Raw genomic sequence first — 18,868 nt, 5'->3', positions numbered from 1 at the left:
ACTGATCTATGCCGGAGGACTGATTTTGGAGCGGTCGGTCCCGAGACCCGAACATCTTCGGGGTTACGGATACTCGTCTCTATCTCGAACGGGCGCGTATGCCCAGCTTTCCATCTCCGTTCGGATCCGATGACAGCGATCCGTTCGACGGCTACGACGAGTTCGTTTCGGACCACATCCCTCAACCGGGCGAGTTCCTCGAGCCTCACGGCTTGCTCACCGGGATGGACCACGTCGCGTTTCACCGACTCACTCGCGACTGCTTCGAGGAGCGAACGGTATACGACATGACGTTCGACTACAACCTCGCCCGGCTGAATCTCGATACGCGCCACACAAGCGCCGGCTACCGCTACGCCATCGAGTGTGACGACGCCGACGACGCCGTCGGAGCGGAAGATATCGACCGCGTGCTCCGGGCGGAGTTCACGCCGACGACCCCGTTCTGTCCGCAGACCCACACACTGACACTCGGGTCGTTTCGGGCGTGGAACGGCCTCGCGAACAGACACGAGTTCGACCTCGTCCGCGTCCGTGCGGCACCGACGCATCAGCAGAGCGAGTCGATCAACGAGCGGCTCGTTGCACTCGAAACGACGTATCTCGAAACGGGAGACGTGACCGGTGACCCGGAGAGCGGGACCGAGGTCGGCCGGGAGCCGATGGGACGGTCGGCTGAGAACGCGGAGACGAGCCGTGAACCGACTGACGCCCCGTTTTAATGAATTCAGCCAAGCAATGAATTCAGTCACCCTCTCACGGACGATCGACGCGTCACCGGCCGACGTCCGCGAATCGATGAGACAGGTCGACCAGTTTATCCGGGCATCGGGCTTCGACGAGGTGTGCGTCGACGGTGACCTGGTCCACGTGGCGAACGAGGTGGGAATCGCGACTATCGAACTCACGCTCGAACTCGTTGACCGGCCCGAGGCGGCCCTCGCCTACGAACAGCGCGACGGCATCTTCGAGGAGATGCGGACGACGTACGCCGTCGCGCCCGCGCCGGACGGGAGCGAGGTGGAAGCGACGACGGCGTTCGCGCTCGACGTGGCGCTCGTCGGCGACGTGCTCGATGCGACGATCGTCAAACGACAACGGCGGCGGGAACTCGCGGCCCAGTTCGACTGGCTCGAATCGGTCAGTTGAGAGGGCGGTATCGATCTGTGTCAAATCACTCTCGTATCTGAGATGTACTCCATCAGACGATCACGAGTCTTCGGCCCGCACAGCGCGGGCCCTCCGGTCGTGGTCTCTTCGGTCGTCGATCAGCTCACTCACTCGGCGTCGACCACCGTGAGCGCGACGCGGTGGACGCCCTTCAGCGGCCGGATCCTGGACAGCAACTGCTCGATCCGCTCGCCCGTGCCGTCGACGGCGATCGACTCCAGACAGAGGTCGCCGCTGAGGTGGACGTGATGCACCGCGATGATCGTCTCGGTGAAGTCGTGTTGTAACTCGGTCATCTCGTCCGTCACGCCGCCGTGATCGTGGTCGTAGAGCACGACCACCGTTCCGCGGAGGTCGCCGGTGAGATTCCGCTGTCGAGTGAACTCCGTGACGAACGCCCGAAGCGCGTCTCTCGTCGCTTCGGATCGGCTGTCGTACTCGCCGGCGTCGACGATGCCGTCGAGTTCGTCGAGCAGGCTCGGCGGCAGCGTGACGCTCATCCGGTCGACGTCTTCGCCCATACAGCCCCGTGTTCTCCCAGTCGGGTAATAGTAACCGCGGTGTCGACCCGATACTCCTCATATAGTATTACGATTAAGAGGAAAAGTATTATCCCGGCGTTGGGTGTGATTCGAGGTACGCATGCACATTCCGGACGGATTCCTCGATCCGCTCGTAGCGGGCCTCTTCTGGCTCGGCTCCGGCGTCGTTATCGGCCTCGCGGTGCGACGTGCTCGGCACGAGTTGGGCGACGAGCGAACGCCGCTTCTCGGCGTCGTCGCGGCGGGGCTGTTCGCCGCGCAGATGTTGAACTGGCCGATTCCGGGCGGCACGAGCGCCCACTTCGTCGGCGGCGCGTTCGCGGGGATCCTCCTCGGCCCCTCGCTCGGGGTACTGGCGATGACCGCCGTCGTGACGATCCAGGCCCTGGTGTTCGGCGACGGCGGGATCATCGCGCTCGGCGCGAACCTCTTCGCGATGGCCGTCGTCGACGTGCTCGTCGGCTACGCCGTCTTCCGGGCGCTCAGGGGCGTCCACGAGACCGGTGCCGCCTTCGTCGCGGGCTGGGCGGCGATCACCGCGAGCGCGCTCGCGGTCGGCGTCGGCGTCGGAGTCTCGTCGGCGTTCGCGTACGAACTCGGCGTGACAGTCCCGATCATGGTCGTCGGCCACGCGCTGTTGGGGATCGTCGAAGGCGGGATCACGGCCGCCGTGTACGGCTACGTCGCGGACGCTCGGCCGGACCTCGTCCTCGGCCGGAGTACCGACGAGGCGCTCTCTCCGGAGGTGGGGCTGTGAACGCACTCGCGTGGGACTCGTGGGGGCGGCGGGCCCTTCTCGGCCTCCTCGTGCTCGTCGTTCTCGCGCCCGTGTTCGGCTGGGCGTCGGGTGCCGTCGGCTACGCGGAACCGCTCGAAAACGCCGCCGAGGCGACCGGGGCGGCCGACGCGGCGAGCCCCGTCGTCTCCGGCCTGTTCCCGGACTACTCCGTTCCGGGGCTCGGTGACCCCGCCGGAACGCTCGTGTCCGCGGCGGTCGGCACCGCGCTCACGCTCGCGCTCGCGCTCGCCACCGGGAGACTGTTGGAACGGTGACCGGCGTCCTCGGCCGCTCGATAGCGTCCATCACGGGGGCGCTCCGCGCGGTCTTCACCGCCGAACAGATCGCCGCGAGCGACGGATTCCTCCAGCAGCGCGACCCGCGGGTATCGCTGTGTTCGCTGGCCGGTCTCGCGCTCGCGGTGGTGATCACGCGAACGCCCGCGGTGACGCTCGCCCTCGGCGTCGTGACGATCGCGCTCGCGAGGCTGTCGGCCGTTCCGCTCCGGCGGCTGGCGGCGCGCTCCGCGGTCGTCCCGCTTGCGTCCGCGTTCGTCGTCCTCCCGCAGGCGGCGCTGATTCCCGGAGACGCGCTCGTGCAGGTGGTCGGTGTCACCGTCACCGACGCCGGCGTCGCGTACGTCGCGGCGTTCGTGCTCCGCGTCGGCGTCGGCGTCGCGCTCCTGTCGCTCGTCGTGTTGACGACGCCGTTTTCGGCCGTGATCGCCGCGATGCGCGAGCTTCGCGTCCCCGTCGCGCTCGTGTGGGTGATCGCGGTCACCTACCGGTACCTGTTCCTGTTTTTCGACGAACTGCAGCGGCTGATACTCGCGCGGAACAGTCGGACATCCGGGCAGTCGGGCATCGCGAACGGATGGCGCGACGCGAGGCGGATCGCGGGGACGTTCCTGCTGCGGACGCTCGACCGCGGCGAGCGGGTCGGCCGCGGGATGCGAGCCCGCGGCGGTCGGGCACCGCCGTCGCCGTACGTTCGCTCGCGAGCCGTCGATCGATACGACTACGCCCTCTGCGCCCTGTCCGCCGCAGCGATCGTCGTCTCGGGGGTGATCCGATGGCTCCCGTGATCGACGCGAGCGGCCTGACACACGAGTATCCGGACGGGACGACGGCGATACGAGACGTGACGCTGTCGATCGGCGCGAACGAACGCGTCGCGGTCGTCGGCGCGAACGGGTCGGGCAAGAGCACGCTGCAGCTCGCGCTCGGCGGGCTCGTCGACCCCTCGGCGGGAACGGTCCGGTACTTCGATCAGACCGCGGACGCCGAGCGCGTCAGGGACCGGCTCGGCGTCCTGCTGCAGGATCCGGACGACTACCTGTTCAACACGACCGTCCGTGAGGATCTCGAATACGGGCCGGCACAGCTCGGAATGTCGCGGCGGGTGGCGGACGAGCGGATCGCCCGGCTCGCGGCCGACCTCGGACTGACCGATCTGCTCGATCGGCCGCCGTTCCGGCTCTCGGGTGGCGAGAAACAGCGGGCGGCGGTCGCGAGCGTTCTCGCCTTCGATCCGGACGTGCTGCTGCTCGACGAACCGTTCGGGGCCGTCGACGCCCGCTACCGCGAGCGCATCCGCAAACTAGTAATCAGCCACGAGGGAACCGTGGTGGTGTTCACGCCGTCTCTGGATCTCGCGGCCGAGCTCGCAGAGCGCGTGATCGTCGTCGGGCAACAGGGCTCGATAGTCGCGGACGCGCTCGCCAGAGAGATCCTGACGGACGGCGAGCTGTTGCGATCGAACGGGCTTCGGCCGCCGGCGACCGTGCGGCTGTTCGAGGGAACTCTCGACGACGAGGAGATCCCGTTGACCGTCGCGGCGGCACGACAGTACCTCGTGGACGAACGACAGTGAACTCAGACCCGGATGTCGGAGGCCGCGTCGTCGACGGTGACGAGGTCGGCCGCGCGGTCGACGGTGGCGTCGCTCTCGGCGGTGTTCCGCATCAGGACCGTCTCGCTGGGGAAGAGGTGCTCGCCGACGACGAGCCCGTGATCGCGGGCGGTCGAGCCGGTCACCGTGAGATACACGCCGAGGCCGGTCCGCGCGACGGCAGCCTCCTCCTCCTCGTCGGGGTCGGGATACACGAACTCCACGCCCTCCAGCGCGTCGGTTCCCAACACGGCCGTGACCAGCCGCTCGTACCGCGGCGAGATACACAGCGGGCCGGCGTAGGATGCGAGGAACTCGCGATCGAGGTCCGTTCCGGGGTCAACCTCCGACGGGTGGCCCATGAGCGTGTGGTACACCGTGTCACCCAGACCGTTGACGACGCGCACGTCGGTGTCGACCGGATCGATCCGCTGGTTGATGTCCGCGATGGTTCCCAGGCCGTCGGACTGGATGCCGACCACCTCCTCTAACACGAGATCCGCCGAATCGAATCCCAGCGCGAACTCGTGGGTTCGGAGGGCGCGAAACGGCTCTTCGCGGCCGACGAGCTTCAGTCGGACATCACCGAGATCGACCGTCGCCGCGTCGAAGACGATCCGCCGCGGCTTCCCGTCGCGGTCGTCGCGCATCAGTGTGAACTCGGGGCTGTTCGGCTCGCCCGGGTGTGAGTACTCTGCGAGTCGCTCGTAGGGACCGTCGGCGGCGTCTGTCCGCCCCTTCGTGACGGATTTTTCGTACCGGAGGACGTTGCTGACGCGGTCCGCGAGTCGATCGAGGCGGTCGTCGTCCCCGACGTGGGCGATCCGTTCGAGGACCGCTTCGAGCGGTCGCCCCTTCCGGGGAACGGCGACCGGAATCGGGTCGCTCATTGCCGGAGATGGGTCGCCGCGGGTAAAACGGATTGCGTTTTGCGTCCGGTCGCGATGCGGATCGGGTCGACCCCTCTCGGCCGTTTCGTCGGCTCACCCAATCTACGGTCCGAACGCCTCGTTGAGCCGCTTTCTGAACGCTTCCAGCTCTTCGAGATGATCGTCGATCGCGTCGAGTTCGGCCTCGATGTCGTCGAGGTCGTCGCCGAGCCGATCTTCGACCTCCGTCAGCCGCGTGTCGACCTCCGCGAGGTCGTCCCACAGATCGTCGAACTCCTCGTCGAACCGGCCGAGTCGCGATTCGATGTCGTCGACCGTTTCGTCTGTGGCGTCCAGATCGGTCTCGACGGCGTCGAGCCCCTCGGACAGCGTCTCCACGTCGTTGGTGAGGCTGTCCACGGATCCGGTGATCTCGTCCGTCTCCTCGTCGATACGCGCGATCTCCGACGTCGCGGCGTCGACGGAGGCTTCGACTGACTCGACGGAGTCTTCGGCTGATTCGACGGACGACTCGACCGCGGCCACGTCGGTCTCGATGGACTCGACTTCCGACTCGACCCCGTCGACGCGCTCGTCGACCGCCGAAACGTCGTCGGCCACGTCGCCCACAGTCTCGTCGACGCGCGACAGGTCCTCGCGCAGTTCGGTTCGGGCGGTCTCGGCGTCGTCTGCCCGGTCGTCGAGAGTCGTCACCGTCGACTCCACTGCATCGATCTTGTCGTTCAGATCTTCGAGGATCTCCCGGGCGGTCCCCTCTCCGTCGATGAATTCCGCGAGGGCGTCGGCGTACGCCTCTATGTCGGCGACGCTCGACTGTAGACGCCCGATGCGAACGTCGACGCTGCGCGGCACGTCACCGTCGAGTTCGGACTCTATCGTTTGGATGTCCTCGGGGTCGGCTTCTCCCGACCGGATCTCCGCCGCGAGCGCGGCTGCGACACTGCCCTCCGCGCCCACGGTCGGCTCGGATCCCGCTTCGGACGCCGTCTCTTCGTCCGACGCAGTCGCGTCTTCCGGCTCCGGCTCGTCCGTTTCGGATTTGTCGGTCGGCGCGTCGTCCGTTGCGGCTGGCTCGTCGGGCTCCAGTGGTTCGTCTGCGTCGATGCGTTCGGTTTCTTCCGCTTCGGCTTCGCTCGGCGCTTCTCCGGTATCGCGGCGCGTGACCGCTGTGGTGTTCTCCTCGCTGACCGCCCGTGGCGCGGGTGCGTCCGTCTCTGCGGGCGTCTCGGAGTCGGATTCGACGACCGGTTCCGGGCCCTCGTCACTCACGTCCGACGCAGTCGCATCTGCCGGAGCCGAATCGCTGACGGCCGCGTCCACGGGATCCAATTCGCTTTCCGCGTCGGCCGGTTCGCTCTCACCCGTCTCTTCCATTCCGGGGAGCGTCGTGCGATCCCCCGCCAGCACCTCTCTCACGGCGTCGGTGTCGCCCGCGCCGAGCACGTCTTCGATCTCCTCGCCGACCGGGACGTGCTCGATGACCGGCGCGTTCAGGAAGCCGTCGAGATCGGGGTCGTCGTCGCGGATCCCGAACACGGTCTCGACCGTCTCGCCCGGCTCTACCACGCGCTCAAACTCGACGCGGTGGTCCTTGTACGCGGTCCAGTTGTCGCTCTCGTAGTCGGGGTGAAACCCGATTCGGTCCATCGGGAACGACTCCGGTATCTGGTCGACGATACGCACACGTACCGCGTCCTCGCGGCTGGAGGAGAGGTCGTACCTCACCGCCGGTACGGGGAACGCGTCACCGGTGAATGACTTCTCGACGCGGACGCCGTCTTCGTCGACGGTCGTCCCGCCGTCCGTCCGTTCGCTCATACGAACCCGTCCCGGAGCAGGGGCTTAAAATCCACGGGCCGGATGTCGTTCGTGATAACTCCGCGACGAACTCAGAGATCGATCCTGTCGCCGATCTCCACGATGTCGAGTCTGTTCGGATGCCGGAAGCTCCGAACGTGCTCGTGGAGCGCCGTCGGATCCGCGGTGAGCCCCTTCCACATGTCCCAGTGCGTCGGAACGAGCCGGTCGAGTTCGAGGTCGTTCGCCGCCGACGCGATCTGGTTTTCGTCGCTGTACCACTTCGTCCGAACAGGCTCTCCGGTCTCTTTGTCCGGAACGGTTCCGACGGATCCGAACGCGAGGATGCCGAGGTCGATGTCGAACCGGTCTGCGAGGTCGGTAAAGGAGTCGGAGGGCTTGCTGTCGCCGGCGTGGAACACCGTCCCCGTCTCGTGTTCGATAACGTAGCCGACCGGATGCGTCGCGTCCGCGTCTTGGGTCTCGACGACGTGGACGGTGAACTCGCCGATCCGGAGCTCGTCGCCCTCGGCGACTTCCGTGAACGCCTCGTCGTCGACGTCCCAGTCGTCCGTCCAGCTCTCTTCTTCGCGGGCCACCGCGAGCGAGTCGTCCGGTGCGACGAAGTCCGCGTCCGTCTTTTCGAGGATCGGTGCCTGCGACGGACCGTGGACGTGATCAGTGTGCTCGTGAGTCGCCAACACCGCGTCCGCGAGGTCGATATCAGCGGGATCGAACGGGACCGGGATCATTCGCACGGTTCTCGGCGGATCGCCGGTACCGATGTACGGGTCGACCCAGAGGACGGTGCCGTCGCTCCCCTTGATCGCGAAGCCGTTGCAGCCCAGATACCACAGCGCTACCGTGTCGGGATCGGCGTCTGCCACCGCTCGCGGCAGCCAGTCGCCCCAGTCGGAGTCGGCCATGGTCTAGGTGATGAGTGCTCCTCGGGTAATCGTTGCGGAGTCCGCGACGTCTCCGTTTCGTGAAGTACCTCGGGGACAAGCCCCGAGGCTTCGCCGTTTTGTCCATACCGTCCAGAAACGGACGGATGGACGTAGGCGAATTTAATTCCCCCCGACCTTCCCGAGATGAGTCGGCTGGAATTCACACCCGAACGCTCGGTGCGTCCGTGAGGGTCGGCGGCTCCACACCGCCCGACAACACCTGTCGCACCACGCCGACGGCGTGGATTTTGAGAGATGTCGCATTTCCACATCGTCTCAGTCAGCGTTGGATTACGGTCTTTAACCCGTCTTTGTGGTTCTCTGACTGTATCAACTGTACGAACCGTGGTTTGGTTAATCTTTCGACGGCCTTCACCCTCGGGGTCAAGCCCCGAGGCACTCGGCCTGTTCCGCCTGTAGATACCGATACGATCGGTGACTAACAGATATACTGTATCTCGCGATATGTAATGTACTGAACGGGCCGCAAAGGATGCGACAGTCTGGACGCGGGGGGACCTGGGACGTGATGGTGCTCGCGCCGCCGCTCCCGTTCTTTCGTGTGGTACGCCATCACGTGTCGAGTTGGCGTCTGGGACACACACCTGCGGGTGGGTTTTGTACGGATGGGACATACGGAAATTCGATGGCAAAGGCAGCAATCGTGATTCTCGCCGGCAACGAATCGCACGCCGACTACGGTCGCCTCGCGAACGCGCTGGAGGCCGCAAAGGAGTTCGCCGAGAACGACGAGGACGAACTTGAACTCATCTTCGACGGCGCTGGGACCCAGTGGATCCCGGAGCTCGAAGACGAGGACAGCGACTACCACGAGCTCTATCAGGCGGTTCGCGACGACGCCGCGGTGTGTGACTACTGCTCCGGCGCGTTCGATGTCGACGAGGCAGTCGCCGACGCGGGACTCGTCACCCTCGACGAGTACGACGGCCACCCGAGCATTCGGTCGCTCGTCGACGACGACTACGAAATCATCACGTTCTGACCCGGCGACACGCGTGGTTCACGCCGACGCGACAGGTTCAGCATTTCCGAGAGGCTCCGATTCGGCCGAAACGTGCGACTGAGACGGGAGCGGTCCCCTTACAGCGACCGCGAGCCGTCGAGCGCGACTAGGACGGCGTTCGCGCGAGGCGTGGCGCGGTACATCCGCCACTTCCCCTCCTTCCGGCGCGTGACGAGCCCGGCGTCGGTCAGTTTAGAGAGTGCGTGGCTGATCGCGCTGTCGCTCACGTCCAACAGCGGCGAGAACTCGCAGACGCACAGTTCGTCGTCCTCGGCTGCGTGTAACATGCGGACGATTTTGTACCGCGTCTCGTTGCCGAGTGCCGACAGCAGCTCGACATCACTCTCCAGATCCGACTCGCCGACGCTTTCGTTCAGCTCCTCAAGCTCCGCGAGCCGCTCAGAGAGGTCCTCGTCCGTACAGGAGCCGCACTCGTCGGCCACGTACCGCTGGAGCCGATCCGTCGATGACATACGCACAGTTGAATTGACACGAGATTAAACGTTGTGAACTGTCGGTCCCATACACGTGGCTGAGGGCAGATACGATATAGTACTTGTTCAGTTATTGTGTCGCATATGCGATACGCGCAATTGGGCTGGAATCGCCCGATCAACGATGGATCCGTTGTCTGCTGTGGTCGATGCCATCTAGGTCCAGCAGCCGATGCGTTCCTCATCGTTCCTCGAAACTCGTGGGATTTGACTGCGACGTGTTCCACCGAATGAGGCCGCGAGCTACCGACGGATAATCGGACGAGCGAAGCTCTCGACTGTCCCGGGCTCTCGACCGCGTGATCGACACGGATATCTCCGACCGAAGGGCTTATAATTGTATGAAGAATTGTTCAAATGAATCGATCACAGTGGCTGTGGAATTGGCACGAATCGCTGTGAACGATAGCTCAGACGTTCGACGACCGACTTCACCATGACCGAACTCACCCTCTATGAAGAAGCGATGTGTTGCTCCACTGGCGTCTGCGGTCCCGACCCCGACGACGAGCTCGTCGAGGTCAGCGCGGCGCTCGACCAGCTCGAAGACGCGTTCGATGACCTTGACGTGACTCGCGCGAACATGCAACACGACATCGACCGGTTCCTCGAAACGCAGCGCATCTACGACCGCGTACAGGCGGACGGGCCGTCGATCCTCCCGATCATCGTCGTCGACGACGAGATCGTCGCCGAAGGGGAGTACCTCTCGTACGACGAACTGACCGCCGCCGTCGATGAGAGCGCCACGGCACAGGAGGCCTAGCGGATGGCACAGACACGGCAGTCGCGGACGCAATCGGGGACGGGCGCGCGCGAGATAGTCGAACCGAGCGGAGACGAGACCGAGTTCGTCTTCTTCAGCGGAAAGGGCGGCGTCGGCAAGAGCACGGTGAGCTGTGCGACCGCGGCGTGGCTCGCCGACAACGACCACGAGACGCTCCTGGTGACGACCGACCCCGCGCCGAACCTCTCAGACATCTTCGGGCAGGAGATCGGCCACGAGGTCACCGCTATCGACGGCGTCGAGAACCTCTCGGCGATCGAGATCGACCCCGACGTTGCCGCCGAGGAGTACCGTCAAGAGACGATCGAGCCGATGCGCGAACTGCTCGGCGAGGAGGAGATCCAGACGGTCGAAGAGCAGCTCAACAGCCCGTGCGTCGAAGAGATCGCCGCCTTCGACAACTTCGTCGGCTTCATGGATAGCCCGGAGTACGACGCCGTGGTCTTCGACACGGCACCGACGGGCCACACGATCCGGTTGATGGAGCTTCCCTCCGACTGGAACGCCGAACTCGAGAAGGGCGGCTCGACCTGTATCGGACCGGCCGCCTCGATGGAAGAGCGCAAGCAGGACTACGAGCGCGCGATCGACACGCTTCAGGACTACGAGCGCACCGCCTTCGCGTTCGTCGGCAAACCCGAGGCCTCCTCGATCGACGAGATCGAACGCAGCGCGGGCGACCTCGCCGAGCTCGGCATCGACTCGCAGCTTCTGATCCTCAACGGCTACCTTCCCGAATCAGTGTGTGAGGACCCATTCTTCGAGGCGAAGCGTGCGGACGAACAGGCCGTCATCGAGCGGGCCCGGGAGGAGTTCGACGCCGACGCGACCGCGACGTACCCGCTCCAGCCCGGCGAGATCGCGGGGCTCGACCTGCTCGCGGACGTGGCCGGCGTCCTCTACGACGGTGACGAGACGACGGTCGATGTCGGCGAGGCGACCGAGGTGGACGACGCGGGCCGCGTCGACGGTGCGGTCGACTTCGATTCGATGGCGGACGCCGACGCGGTCGCGGAACAGCTCACGCCCGACGAGGAGACGCAGTACCTCTTTTTCACCGGCAAGGGCGGCGTCGGCAAGAGCACGGTCGCCGCGACGGCGGCGACGAAGCTCGCCGAGGCGGGCCGCGAGACGCTCGTCGTCACGACCGACCCGGCCGCGCATCTAGAGGACATCTTCGGCGAGCCCGTGGGCCACGAGCCGACCTCGGTCGGGCAGGCCAACCTCGACGCGGCGCGGATCGATCAGGAGGAGGCGCTCGCCGAGTACCGCGAACAGGTCCTCGATCACGTCACGGAGATGTACGAGGAGAAAGAGGACACCCAGATCGACGTCGACGCCGCGATCGCGAACGTCGAGGAGGAGTTGGAGTCGCCCTGCGCCGAGGAGATGGCCGCCCTCGAAAAGTTCGTGAGCTACTTCGACGAGGACGGCTACGAGGTGATCGTCTTCGACACGGCACCGACGGGTCACACGCTCCGGCTGCTCGAACTCCCCTCTGACTGGAAGGGGTTCATGGATCTGGGCTCGCTGACGAAGGGTGCCGCGCCCGCGAAGGGCGACCAGTACGACGAGGTCATCGAGACGATGAAAGATCCCGACCGGAGCACCTTCGCGTTCGTGATGTACCCCGAGTACACGCCCATGATGGAGGCGTATCGGGCCGCCGCCGACCTCGAAGACCAAGTCGGCATCGAAACCTCGCTGGTCGTCGCGAACTACCTCCTCCCCGAGGCGTACGGCGACAACGCCTTCTTCGCGAACCGCCGCGCGCAACAGGCGCAGTACCTCGACGAGATCCGTGACCGGTTCGACGCCCCGCTCATGCTCGCGCCGCTCCGCCGAGACGAGCCGATCGGGCTCGGCGAGCTGAGCGCCTTCGGCGAGGAGATCACCGGGCTGGCGGATATCGCCGAGGCGGATACGCCGGAGGTGTTGTCCTCGTGAGCGACGCGCGGGGCTCGGACGACGCGAGCGAGAGCGTCGCGGACGCTCCCGCGGACGCAGACGTGGAAGCGAACGTCGAGGCGGCGCTCCGCGAGTTCCTCGACGCGCTCGGCGAGTCGGAGACCTACCGACGATTCGTCGAGGCCGACGAGGCGCTCCAAGCGGACGCCGACTCGATGGCGTTGCTCCGAGAGTATCAGCAGAAACAGCGGCAGCTGCAGCGCGGCGGCTTCGACGATTCGGTGATGAAAGAGTTGAAAGAACTCAAATCGGAGCTGTCGGACGACGAGACGATCCGACGCCAGCGGGCCGCACAGGCCGATCTCGTCGAGCTCCTGCAGCGGACGAACGACGCCGTCAGCGAGGCGATCGGCGAGGAGTTCGCGCGGTCTACCGGAGGTGGGTGCTGTTGAGTGCCTCCGAGCAAAATCCCGATGCGGACGGGACCACCGACGAGGAAGTCGTCGCGGCCGCGGAGGCGCTCGGCGAGGCACTCGCCGCGGCGAAGGCGGAGTCGTCGGAGTTCGCGTTCACCACGACGGTGATGCAGTGCAACGAGGCGATCGGCGACGAAACGGGAATCGACTACGGGAGCGTCTGTCGCACCGACGACTGCTGTTAGCCGGGGCGGGTACGACCGACCGGATCGATCGGTCGAGCGCGCCCCTACAACGACACGTCTTTTTCCGGTCCGCCTGTTCAACGCGTATGGATCCGAAGCGGGAGCTGTCGAGCATCGACCTCGGCGCGCTCGTCACCGAACTCAACCGGTACGAGGGGGCGAAGGTCGACAAGGCGTACCGCTATGACGAGGACCTGATTCGACTGAAGCTCCGCGACTTCGACCGCGGTCGCGTCGAACTCATGATCGAGGTGGGCGACGTGAAGCGCGCGCACGTCGCCGACGCCGAGCACGTCGCCGACGCACCGGGCCGACCGCCGAACTTCGCGAAGATGCTTCGCAACCGGCTGTCGGGGGCCGACTTCGTCGGCGTCGAGCAGTACGAGTTCGACCGCATCCTCACCTTCGAGTTCGCGCGCGACGACGAGAACACCACCCTCGTCGCCGAGCTGTTCGGGCAGGGGAACGTCGCCGCGCTCGACGAGACCGGTGCGGTCGTCGGGGCGCTTGAGACGGTCCGACTCAAGTCTCGGACGGTCGCGCCAGGCACGCAGTACGAGTACCCGGCCTCGCGGTTGAATCCGCTTGACGTGAGCTTCGGTGGCTTCGAACGGCACATGCGCGAGTCCGACAGCGACGTGGTCCGGACGCTGGCGACCCAGCTCAACCTCGGCGGCCTGTACGCGGAGGAGGTGTGCACGCGCGCCAGCGTCGAGAAGGAGACGGCGATCGCAGAGGTGACCGACGATCAACTCCGCGCGCTCCACGACGCGCTCGCGGACATCGCCGACCGGCTCCGGTCCGGGGACGTCGACCCGCGCGTGTACGAGGAGGTGCTCGACGGCGACGGTGGCGACGCCGCCGAGGCCGATTCCGAGGCCGACGATCCCGAGACTCGCGTCGTCGACGTGACACCGTTCCCGCTCGCGGAACACGAGGGGCTTCCGAGCGTCGGCTTCGACTCGTTCAACGCTGCCGTCGACGAGTACTTCTACCGACTCAACCGGCAGGACGAGACGGGCGACGACGCCGCTCCTGCGGATGCGAGCGCGTCTCGGCCCGACTTTGAGGAGCAAATCGCCAAACAGGAGCGGATCATCGAACAGCAGACGGGCGCGATCGAGGGATTCGAAGCGCAGGCCGAACGCGAGCGCGAACGAGCCGAACTCCTCTACGCTAACTACGACCTCGTCGACGAGGTGCTCTCGACGGTCCAAGAGGCCCGAGCGAACGACGTGCCGTGGGACGAGATCGCCGACACCCTCGCGGCCGGCGCGGAACGCGGAATCTCGGCCGCGGAGGCCGTCGTCGACGTCGACGGCGGCGAGGGGACCGTGACGATCGCGCTCGACGACGAAGACGGGAACGCAACCGAGATCGAACTCGACGCGGACGCGGGCGTCGAGGTCAACGCGGATCGGCTGTATCGAGAAGCCAAGCGAGTCGAGGGGAAAAAGGAGGGCGCGATGGAGGCGATCGAGTCGACCCGCGAGGAACTAGAGGCCGTCAAGCGGCGCAAGGCCGAGTGGGAGGCGAACGAGGCGGAAGACGACGAGAGCGCGTCGGATGACGAGAACGAAGACGAGGAGTACGAGACCGACTGGCTCTCGCGCTCGTCGATCCCGATCCGGAGTCCGGACGACTGGTACGAGCGGTTCCGCTGGTTCCACACCTCGACGGGGTACCTCGTCATCGGCGGCCGCAACGCCGACCAGAACGAGGAGCTGGTGAAAAAGTACATGGGCAACCACGACCGGTTCTTCCACACGCAGGCGCACGGCGGACCGGTCACCCTGCTGAAGGCGGCCGGCCCCTCGGAGTCCGCGGACCCCGTCGACTTCTCGGAGCAGACCCTGCGGGAGGCCGCGCAGTTCGCAGTGTCGCACTCCTCGGACTGGAAGGACGGCCGCGGCGCGGGCGACGCCTACATGGTCGACCCGGATCAGGTGTCGAAAACGCCCGAGAGCGGCGAGTACATCGAGAAGGGAAGCTTCGTGATCCGCGGCGACCGCACCTACTTCGAAGATGTCCCCTGCCGGGTCGCCGTCGGCGTCCAGTGCGAGCCGGTCACCCGCGCGATCGGCGGGCCGCCGTCGGCGATCACAGACCGGGCGGCGGCACAGGTCACGCTGGAGCCGGGAATGTACGCGCAAAACGACGCGGCAATGATGGTCTACCGGCGGCTGAAAGAGCGGTTCGCGGACCAGTCGTTCGTGCGGAAGGTGGCGAGCGCCGACCAGCTTCAGGAGTTCCTGCCGCCGGGTGGATCGGACATCGTCGACTGAGGTACGTATCCCTCCGGGGGCGCGTCCTCGCCTTCCGGCGCGCGAACGCGACCCTTTCAAGCCTCCGCGACCGAGGGCGGGCATGAGCTTCGCGGCGCTGCCCGACGGCTGGCGGGTGTGGAACGAGGAGCCGAGCGGCCGAGCGATCCTCGTGTACCGGCCCGACGTGTTCGGTGGCGAGGACCTCCCGGCCGAGTGCCTCCCGACAATCTATCTGACGAACGGCGCACGGACGGCGCGTCCCGGATCCGGGCAGTACGCAACCGACGAGTGGCACGTCGTCCTCTTCGCGGAGCCGGAGATCGAACTGGTCTCACTGACGCGCGAGACGCGCGAGGCCGGTGCCGACGCGGCGGTCGACATCGCGGCTCGGTTCGCCGCCGGCAACGTGGACTACCGCGACGCCTATCAGGTGCCGCGAGAGGCGTACTTCGAGCGGCTCGACGAGCTGGTGGGTGACGACTGAATCGACCACGCCGTCCCGTCGTCGATATCGCGGTATGATCCACGAATGTGGGTATTGAATCCAGTTTATCGGGCGTCGAACGCCACGAACACGAGGGTTTTTATCGACTCCCAACCCACGGGTGGGTGTATGAACGCCGGTGGGGACCACACCTCCGACGAGCCGCGAGAGAAGTGCGGCGTCGTCGGCGTTTCGCTCGCCGACCGAGAGGCCGCGCGGCCGCTGTACTACGCGCTGTACGCGCTCCAACACCGCGGACAGGAGTCAGCGGGGATCGTCACGCACGACGGGTTCCAACAGCACAGCCACGTCGAGCGCGGACTCGTCGGCGACGCCTTCGACAAGGGTGACTTGGAATCGCTCTCGGGCGGCACCGGGATCGGCCACGTTCGATACCCGACCGCCGGCAGCCTCGACAAAAGCTGTGCACAACCCTTCTCGGTGTCGTTCAAGTCGGGCTCCCTCGGGCTCTCGCACAACGGGAACCTCGCGAACGCCGACGAGGTGCGCGCGGAACTCGCCGCCGCCGGTCACGCGTTCACCTCCGACGGCGACACCGAAGTGATCGCCCACGACCTCGCACGCAACCTCTTGGATGAGGACTTGGTACGCGCGGTCAAACACACGATGAACCGGATCCACGGCTCCTACTCGCTCGCGATCACCCACGACGATACCGTCCTCGGGGTCCGCGACCCGCTCGGGAACCGACCACTGTGCCTCGGCGAGATCGACGGCGGCTACGTCCTCGCCAGCGAGTCCGCCGCCATCGACACCCTCGACGGGGAACTCATCCGAGACGTGCGTCCCGGCGAACTGGTCGTGTTGGAACCCGACGGCAGCGGCTACGACACCTATCAGCTCGTCGAGCGCGACGCCACCGCCCACTGCTTTTTCGAACACGTCTACTTCGCGCGTCCCGACTCCGTGATCGACGAGAACCTCGTGTATGAGGTCCGCAGAAAGCTGGGTCGGAAGCTCTGGAACGAGTCGGGCGTCGAGTCCGACGTGGTGATGCCCGTTCCGGACTCGGGGCGCGCATTCGCCTCCGGCTACGCCGACGCCGCGGGCGAGACCACCCCCGACGGTGACCCGCGTCCCGACGGCGACGACGGCATCGAGTTCGCCGAGGGGCTGATGAAGAACCGCTACGTCGGGCGGACGTTCATCATGCCGACGCAGGACGAGCGCGAGCGCGCGGTCCGGCTGAAGCTCAACCCGATCAAATCGACCGTCGAGGGGAAATCCGTCACCATCATCGACGACTCGATCGTCCGCGGGACGACCTCGACGCAGCTCGTCGACCTCGTCCGCGAGGCGGGAGCCGAGGAGGTCCACCTCCGAATCGGCGCGCCCGCGATCGTCGCGCCTTGTTACTTCGGGATCGACATGGCCACGCGCGAGGAGCTTATCGCCGCGGACGCCTCGACCGAGGAGATCCGCGAGGAAGTCGGTGCCGACTCGCTGTCGTATCTCTCCGTGGACGCCGTCGCCGACGCGCTCGGCGAGAGCCGCGCCAACCTCTGTCTGGGCTGTGTCACCGGCGAGTACCCCTTCGATGTCGAGGGCGAAGCGTCCGATCGCCAGATCGACGGGGCGACCTCGGACCCGCCGCCGGCCGACGACTGACACAGTCGGCTGCAACGGCTGATACGACTGATACGACTGACACGATCGACCGCCGAGCGCGACGAGTCGAGGCCGACGCCCCTGGGCCCGGAGCGATGTATCGGGAGCTTAAATACGCGCACGACGGGACGTGCACGCATGGACGCTACCGACGACACAACGATGAGCCGCCGCAGCCTGTTTCGGGTCAGTGCCGCCGGTGCCGCCGCCGCGACCGGCCTCGCCGCCGGAACCGGGAGTGTGACGGCCCAGTACGACGGCTGGCTGGATAACGTTCCGAACTACGACGGCACGCACGATTACACGGGTCAGGACGAAGTGACCGTGACGGTCGGCGCGGGTAACGGCCTCGTGTTCGGCCCGTCCGCGATCCTTATCGATCCGGGTACGACCGTCGTCTGGGAGTGGTCCGGCGAAGGGGGCGCACACAACGTCGTCGCGAACGACGAGACGTTCGACAGCGGGGAGACGGTCAACGAGGCGGGACACACGTTCGAACACACCTTCGAAGACGTCTCCGAGGGTGACACGTTCAACTACCTCTGTACGCCTCACGAGGCGGCCGGGATGAAGGGCGCAGTTGCGATCGGCTCCGTTGACGACAACCTCGTGACGCCCGGAAGCGGCGGCAACGGTGGTGACGGAAGCGACGGCGACGCTGACGGAGCTGACGGTGGCAGCGACCGCGGAAGCAGTTCTGGCGGAGAGGGAACCGGAACTGGTGGGGAGGGAAGCGACTCCGACGGTGGCGACGGCGATCGCGACCTCTCCGCGAGCGACATCGGCGCGCTCGCGCTCGGGTTCGGGTTCGCCGGGGCGTTGCTCGTGCCGCTCTTTTATGCGGCACATCAGATGGCGAGCGACGAGGAGTAGTCCGACCGGGAAAGTCCCGGTTTGCGGCGTCGGCGCGTGTCCTTCGGTAGGGGTCGTTGATTCCCCTCAGTACAGGTGATACAGCATGAGGTAGACGCCGACCCCCATCACGAAGGAGATCAGCCAGAGGACGGCGGCGACGAACCCGGCCTGCGCGTGTCGCGTGTGATACAGTTCTTCGTGCGGTCGCGTCGCCGCGAGCAGCAGCGCGTAGAACACGAACGGAACGCAGACGATGGCGAGCAGGATGTGAATCGCGAGGAACGGGAGGTAGACGTACGAGTAGACAAGTTCGGGACCGGAGAACGCGGTGGTTCCCACGTGGATCAATCGGTAAAGATACGCGGTGAGGAACGTCGCGAACAGCGCGAACGACGCCAGCATGAACGCTCGGTGGCGGGCGACATCGCCGCGGCCGATCGCGCGCCAGCCGAGCACGATGGTGCCGATCGCGGTCACGGAGATCGCGGCGTTGACGTGCGGGATGGCAGCGAGCACCGCGTCGCTCGCGCGGGGGAGGAGCGAACTCGGGATCACGCCGCCGACGGCCCCGAACACGAGCGCGAGCGCGACGGTCGACAGGAGGGCAGTCACGATCGGGACGTTCTCTCGGGCCCACTCGGACATGGACTGTGTCACGGGCGCGAGGCTCAAACGCGTGCCGGTTCGATCGCGGAGCACTCGAATTGATTCTGTCCAGCTCTGGGATCCACCGCCACGGTACCCT

Annotated in this window: 21 protein-coding genes; 15 read left to right on the top strand and 6 right to left on the bottom strand. The window is 66.2% G+C overall.

Translation table 11 applies throughout. The features are described from left to right. Window positions 1-98: 98 nt before the first annotated feature. Window positions 99-722 carry a DUF7998 family protein gene (locus NO887_RS14020; RefSeq protein ID WP_256418887.1) on the top strand — a complete coding sequence of 208 codons (624 nt, stop codon included), beginning with the start codon at window positions 99-101 and terminating at the stop codon, window positions 720-722. A 16-nt stretch (window positions 723-738) separates the two neighbouring features. After that, the gene (locus tag NO887_RS14015; RefSeq protein WP_256418886.1) at window positions 739-1,149 is read left to right on the top strand and encodes an SRPBCC family protein; all 411 of its coding nucleotides are present in this window, start codon (window positions 739-741) and stop codon (window positions 1,147-1,149) included. 128 nt (window positions 1,150-1,277) lie between these two features. On the opposite strand, the gene NO887_RS14010 is transcribed toward NO887_RS14015, so the two are convergent. Beyond that, complete coding sequence (locus NO887_RS14010) at window positions 1,278-1,691, bottom strand: CopG family ribbon-helix-helix protein (RefSeq protein WP_256418885.1); 414 nt, start codon at window positions 1,689-1,691, stop codon at window positions 1,278-1,280. 121 nt (window positions 1,692-1,812) lie between these two features. Between NO887_RS14010 and NO887_RS14005 the strand changes: the two genes are divergently transcribed. The 4 genes from NO887_RS14005 to NO887_RS13990 are packed head-to-tail and all read left to right on the top strand — an operon-like array spanning window position 1,813 to window position 4,362. After that, a complete protein-coding gene (locus NO887_RS14005) occupies window positions 1,813-2,469 on the top strand; it encodes an energy-coupling factor ABC transporter permease (RefSeq protein WP_256418884.1) in 657 nt (218 codons plus the stop codon). Continuing rightward, complete coding sequence (locus NO887_RS14000) at window positions 2,466-2,765, top strand: PDGLE domain-containing protein (protein WP_256418882.1); 300 nt, start codon at window positions 2,466-2,468, stop codon at window positions 2,763-2,765. Before NO887_RS14005 ends, NO887_RS14000 begins: the two co-directional genes overlap by 4 nt. Further along, window positions 2,762-3,574, top strand: coding sequence for a cobalt ECF transporter T component CbiQ (cbiQ, locus tag NO887_RS13995; RefSeq protein WP_256418881.1), 813 nt, complete (start codon window positions 2,762-2,764; stop codon window positions 3,572-3,574). Before NO887_RS14000 ends, cbiQ begins: the two co-directional genes overlap by 4 nt. Continuing rightward, a complete protein-coding gene (locus NO887_RS13990) occupies window positions 3,562-4,362 on the top strand; it encodes an energy-coupling factor ABC transporter ATP-binding protein (RefSeq protein WP_256418880.1) in 801 nt (266 codons plus the stop codon). Before cbiQ ends, NO887_RS13990 begins: the two co-directional genes overlap by 13 nt. Before the next feature lie 2 nt (window positions 4,363-4,364). Here the strand turns inward: NO887_RS13990 and NO887_RS13985 are convergent, their stop codons facing one another. The 3 genes from NO887_RS13985 to NO887_RS13975 all read right to left on the bottom strand — a co-directional run bounded on the left by NO887_RS13985 (window position 4,365) and on the right by NO887_RS13975 (window position 7,993). After that, window positions 4,365-5,270, bottom strand: a complete 906-nt coding sequence (locus NO887_RS13985) for a phosphoribosyltransferase HisG-related protein (protein ID WP_256418879.1) — start codon at window positions 5,268-5,270, stop codon at window positions 4,365-4,367. Between the two features lie 102 nt (window positions 5,271-5,372). Beyond that, a complete protein-coding gene (locus NO887_RS13980; RefSeq protein WP_256418878.1) occupies window positions 5,373-7,088 on the bottom strand; it encodes a hypothetical protein in 1,716 nt (571 codons plus the stop codon). Between the two features lie 71 nt (window positions 7,089-7,159). Continuing rightward, the gene (locus NO887_RS13975; protein ID WP_256418877.1) at window positions 7,160-7,993 is read right to left on the bottom strand and encodes an MBL fold metallo-hydrolase; all 834 of its coding nucleotides are present in this window, start codon (window positions 7,991-7,993) and stop codon (window positions 7,160-7,162) included. Between the two features lie 667 nt (window positions 7,994-8,660). Between NO887_RS13975 and NO887_RS13970 the strand changes: the two genes are divergently transcribed. Then, complete coding sequence (locus tag NO887_RS13970) at window positions 8,661-9,017, top strand: hypothetical protein (protein WP_256418876.1); 357 nt, start codon at window positions 8,661-8,663, stop codon at window positions 9,015-9,017. Between the two features lie 98 nt (window positions 9,018-9,115). On the opposite strand, the gene NO887_RS13965 is transcribed toward NO887_RS13970, so the two are convergent. Further along, the gene (locus tag NO887_RS13965) at window positions 9,116-9,511 is read right to left on the bottom strand and encodes an ArsR/SmtB family transcription factor (RefSeq protein ID WP_256418875.1); all 396 of its coding nucleotides are present in this window, start codon (window positions 9,509-9,511) and stop codon (window positions 9,116-9,118) included. A 457-nt stretch (window positions 9,512-9,968) separates the two neighbouring features. Here NO887_RS13965 and arsD point away from each other — a divergent pair, with 457 nt between their 5' ends. The 8 genes from arsD (at window position 9,969) to NO887_RS13925 (ending at window position 18,141) form a co-directional block, all read left to right on the top strand. Beyond that, on the top strand, window positions 9,969-10,298 hold the full coding sequence (gene arsD, locus NO887_RS13960) for an arsenite efflux transporter metallochaperone ArsD (protein ID WP_256418874.1): 330 nt from the start codon (window positions 9,969-9,971) through the stop codon (window positions 10,296-10,298). A 3-nt stretch (window positions 10,299-10,301) separates the two neighbouring features. After that, window positions 10,302-12,266 carry an arsenical pump-driving ATPase gene (gene arsA / locus NO887_RS13955; protein WP_256418873.1) on the top strand — a complete coding sequence of 655 codons (1,965 nt, stop codon included), beginning with the start codon at window positions 10,302-10,304 and terminating at the stop codon, window positions 12,264-12,266. After that, a complete protein-coding gene (hcsL, locus tag NO887_RS13950; RefSeq protein WP_256418872.1) occupies window positions 12,263-12,679 on the top strand; it encodes a halo-CC-star protein HcsL in 417 nt (138 codons plus the stop codon). The genes arsA and hcsL overlap by 4 nt, the downstream gene beginning before the upstream one ends. Continuing rightward, entirely contained in the window at window positions 12,670-12,888 is a 219-nt protein-coding gene (gene hcsS, locus NO887_RS13945) for a halo-CC-star protein HcsS (RefSeq protein ID WP_256418871.1), read from the top strand. The genes hcsL and hcsS overlap by 10 nt, the downstream gene beginning before the upstream one ends. 86 nt (window positions 12,889-12,974) lie before the next feature. After that, window positions 12,975-15,173, top strand: a complete 2,199-nt coding sequence (gene rqcH / locus NO887_RS13940) for a ribosome rescue protein RqcH (protein WP_256418870.1) — start codon at window positions 12,975-12,977, stop codon at window positions 15,171-15,173. Window positions 15,174-15,255: 82 nt separating this feature from the next. Then, window positions 15,256-15,639 carry a DUF5820 family protein gene (locus NO887_RS13935; protein ID WP_256418869.1) on the top strand — a complete coding sequence of 128 codons (384 nt, stop codon included), beginning with the start codon at window positions 15,256-15,258 and terminating at the stop codon, window positions 15,637-15,639. Window positions 15,640-15,768: 129 nt separating this feature from the next. Next, window positions 15,769-17,268 (top strand): amidophosphoribosyltransferase, encoded by a 1,500-nt coding sequence (gene purF, locus NO887_RS13930; RefSeq protein ID WP_256418868.1) that lies wholly within the window; start codon window positions 15,769-15,771, stop codon window positions 17,266-17,268. Between the two features lie 138 nt (window positions 17,269-17,406). Continuing rightward, entirely contained in the window at window positions 17,407-18,141 is a 735-nt protein-coding gene (locus NO887_RS13925) for a halocyanin domain-containing protein (RefSeq protein WP_256418867.1), read from the top strand. A 66-nt stretch (window positions 18,142-18,207) separates the two neighbouring features. Here the strand turns inward: NO887_RS13925 and NO887_RS13920 are convergent, their stop codons facing one another. Continuing rightward, a complete protein-coding gene (locus tag NO887_RS13920) occupies window positions 18,208-18,768 on the bottom strand; it encodes a DUF420 domain-containing protein (RefSeq protein ID WP_256418866.1) in 561 nt (186 codons plus the stop codon). Window positions 18,769-18,868: the final 100 nt, after the last annotated feature.

It is taken from the genome of Halorubrum laminariae (assembly GCF_024494655.1).
Classification (GTDB): domain Archaea; phylum Halobacteriota; class Halobacteria; order Halobacteriales; family Haloferacaceae; genus Halorubrum; species Halorubrum laminariae.
Note: the sequence above shows the minus strand (reverse complement) of the source record. Positions and strands in the feature narration are given on the sequence as shown.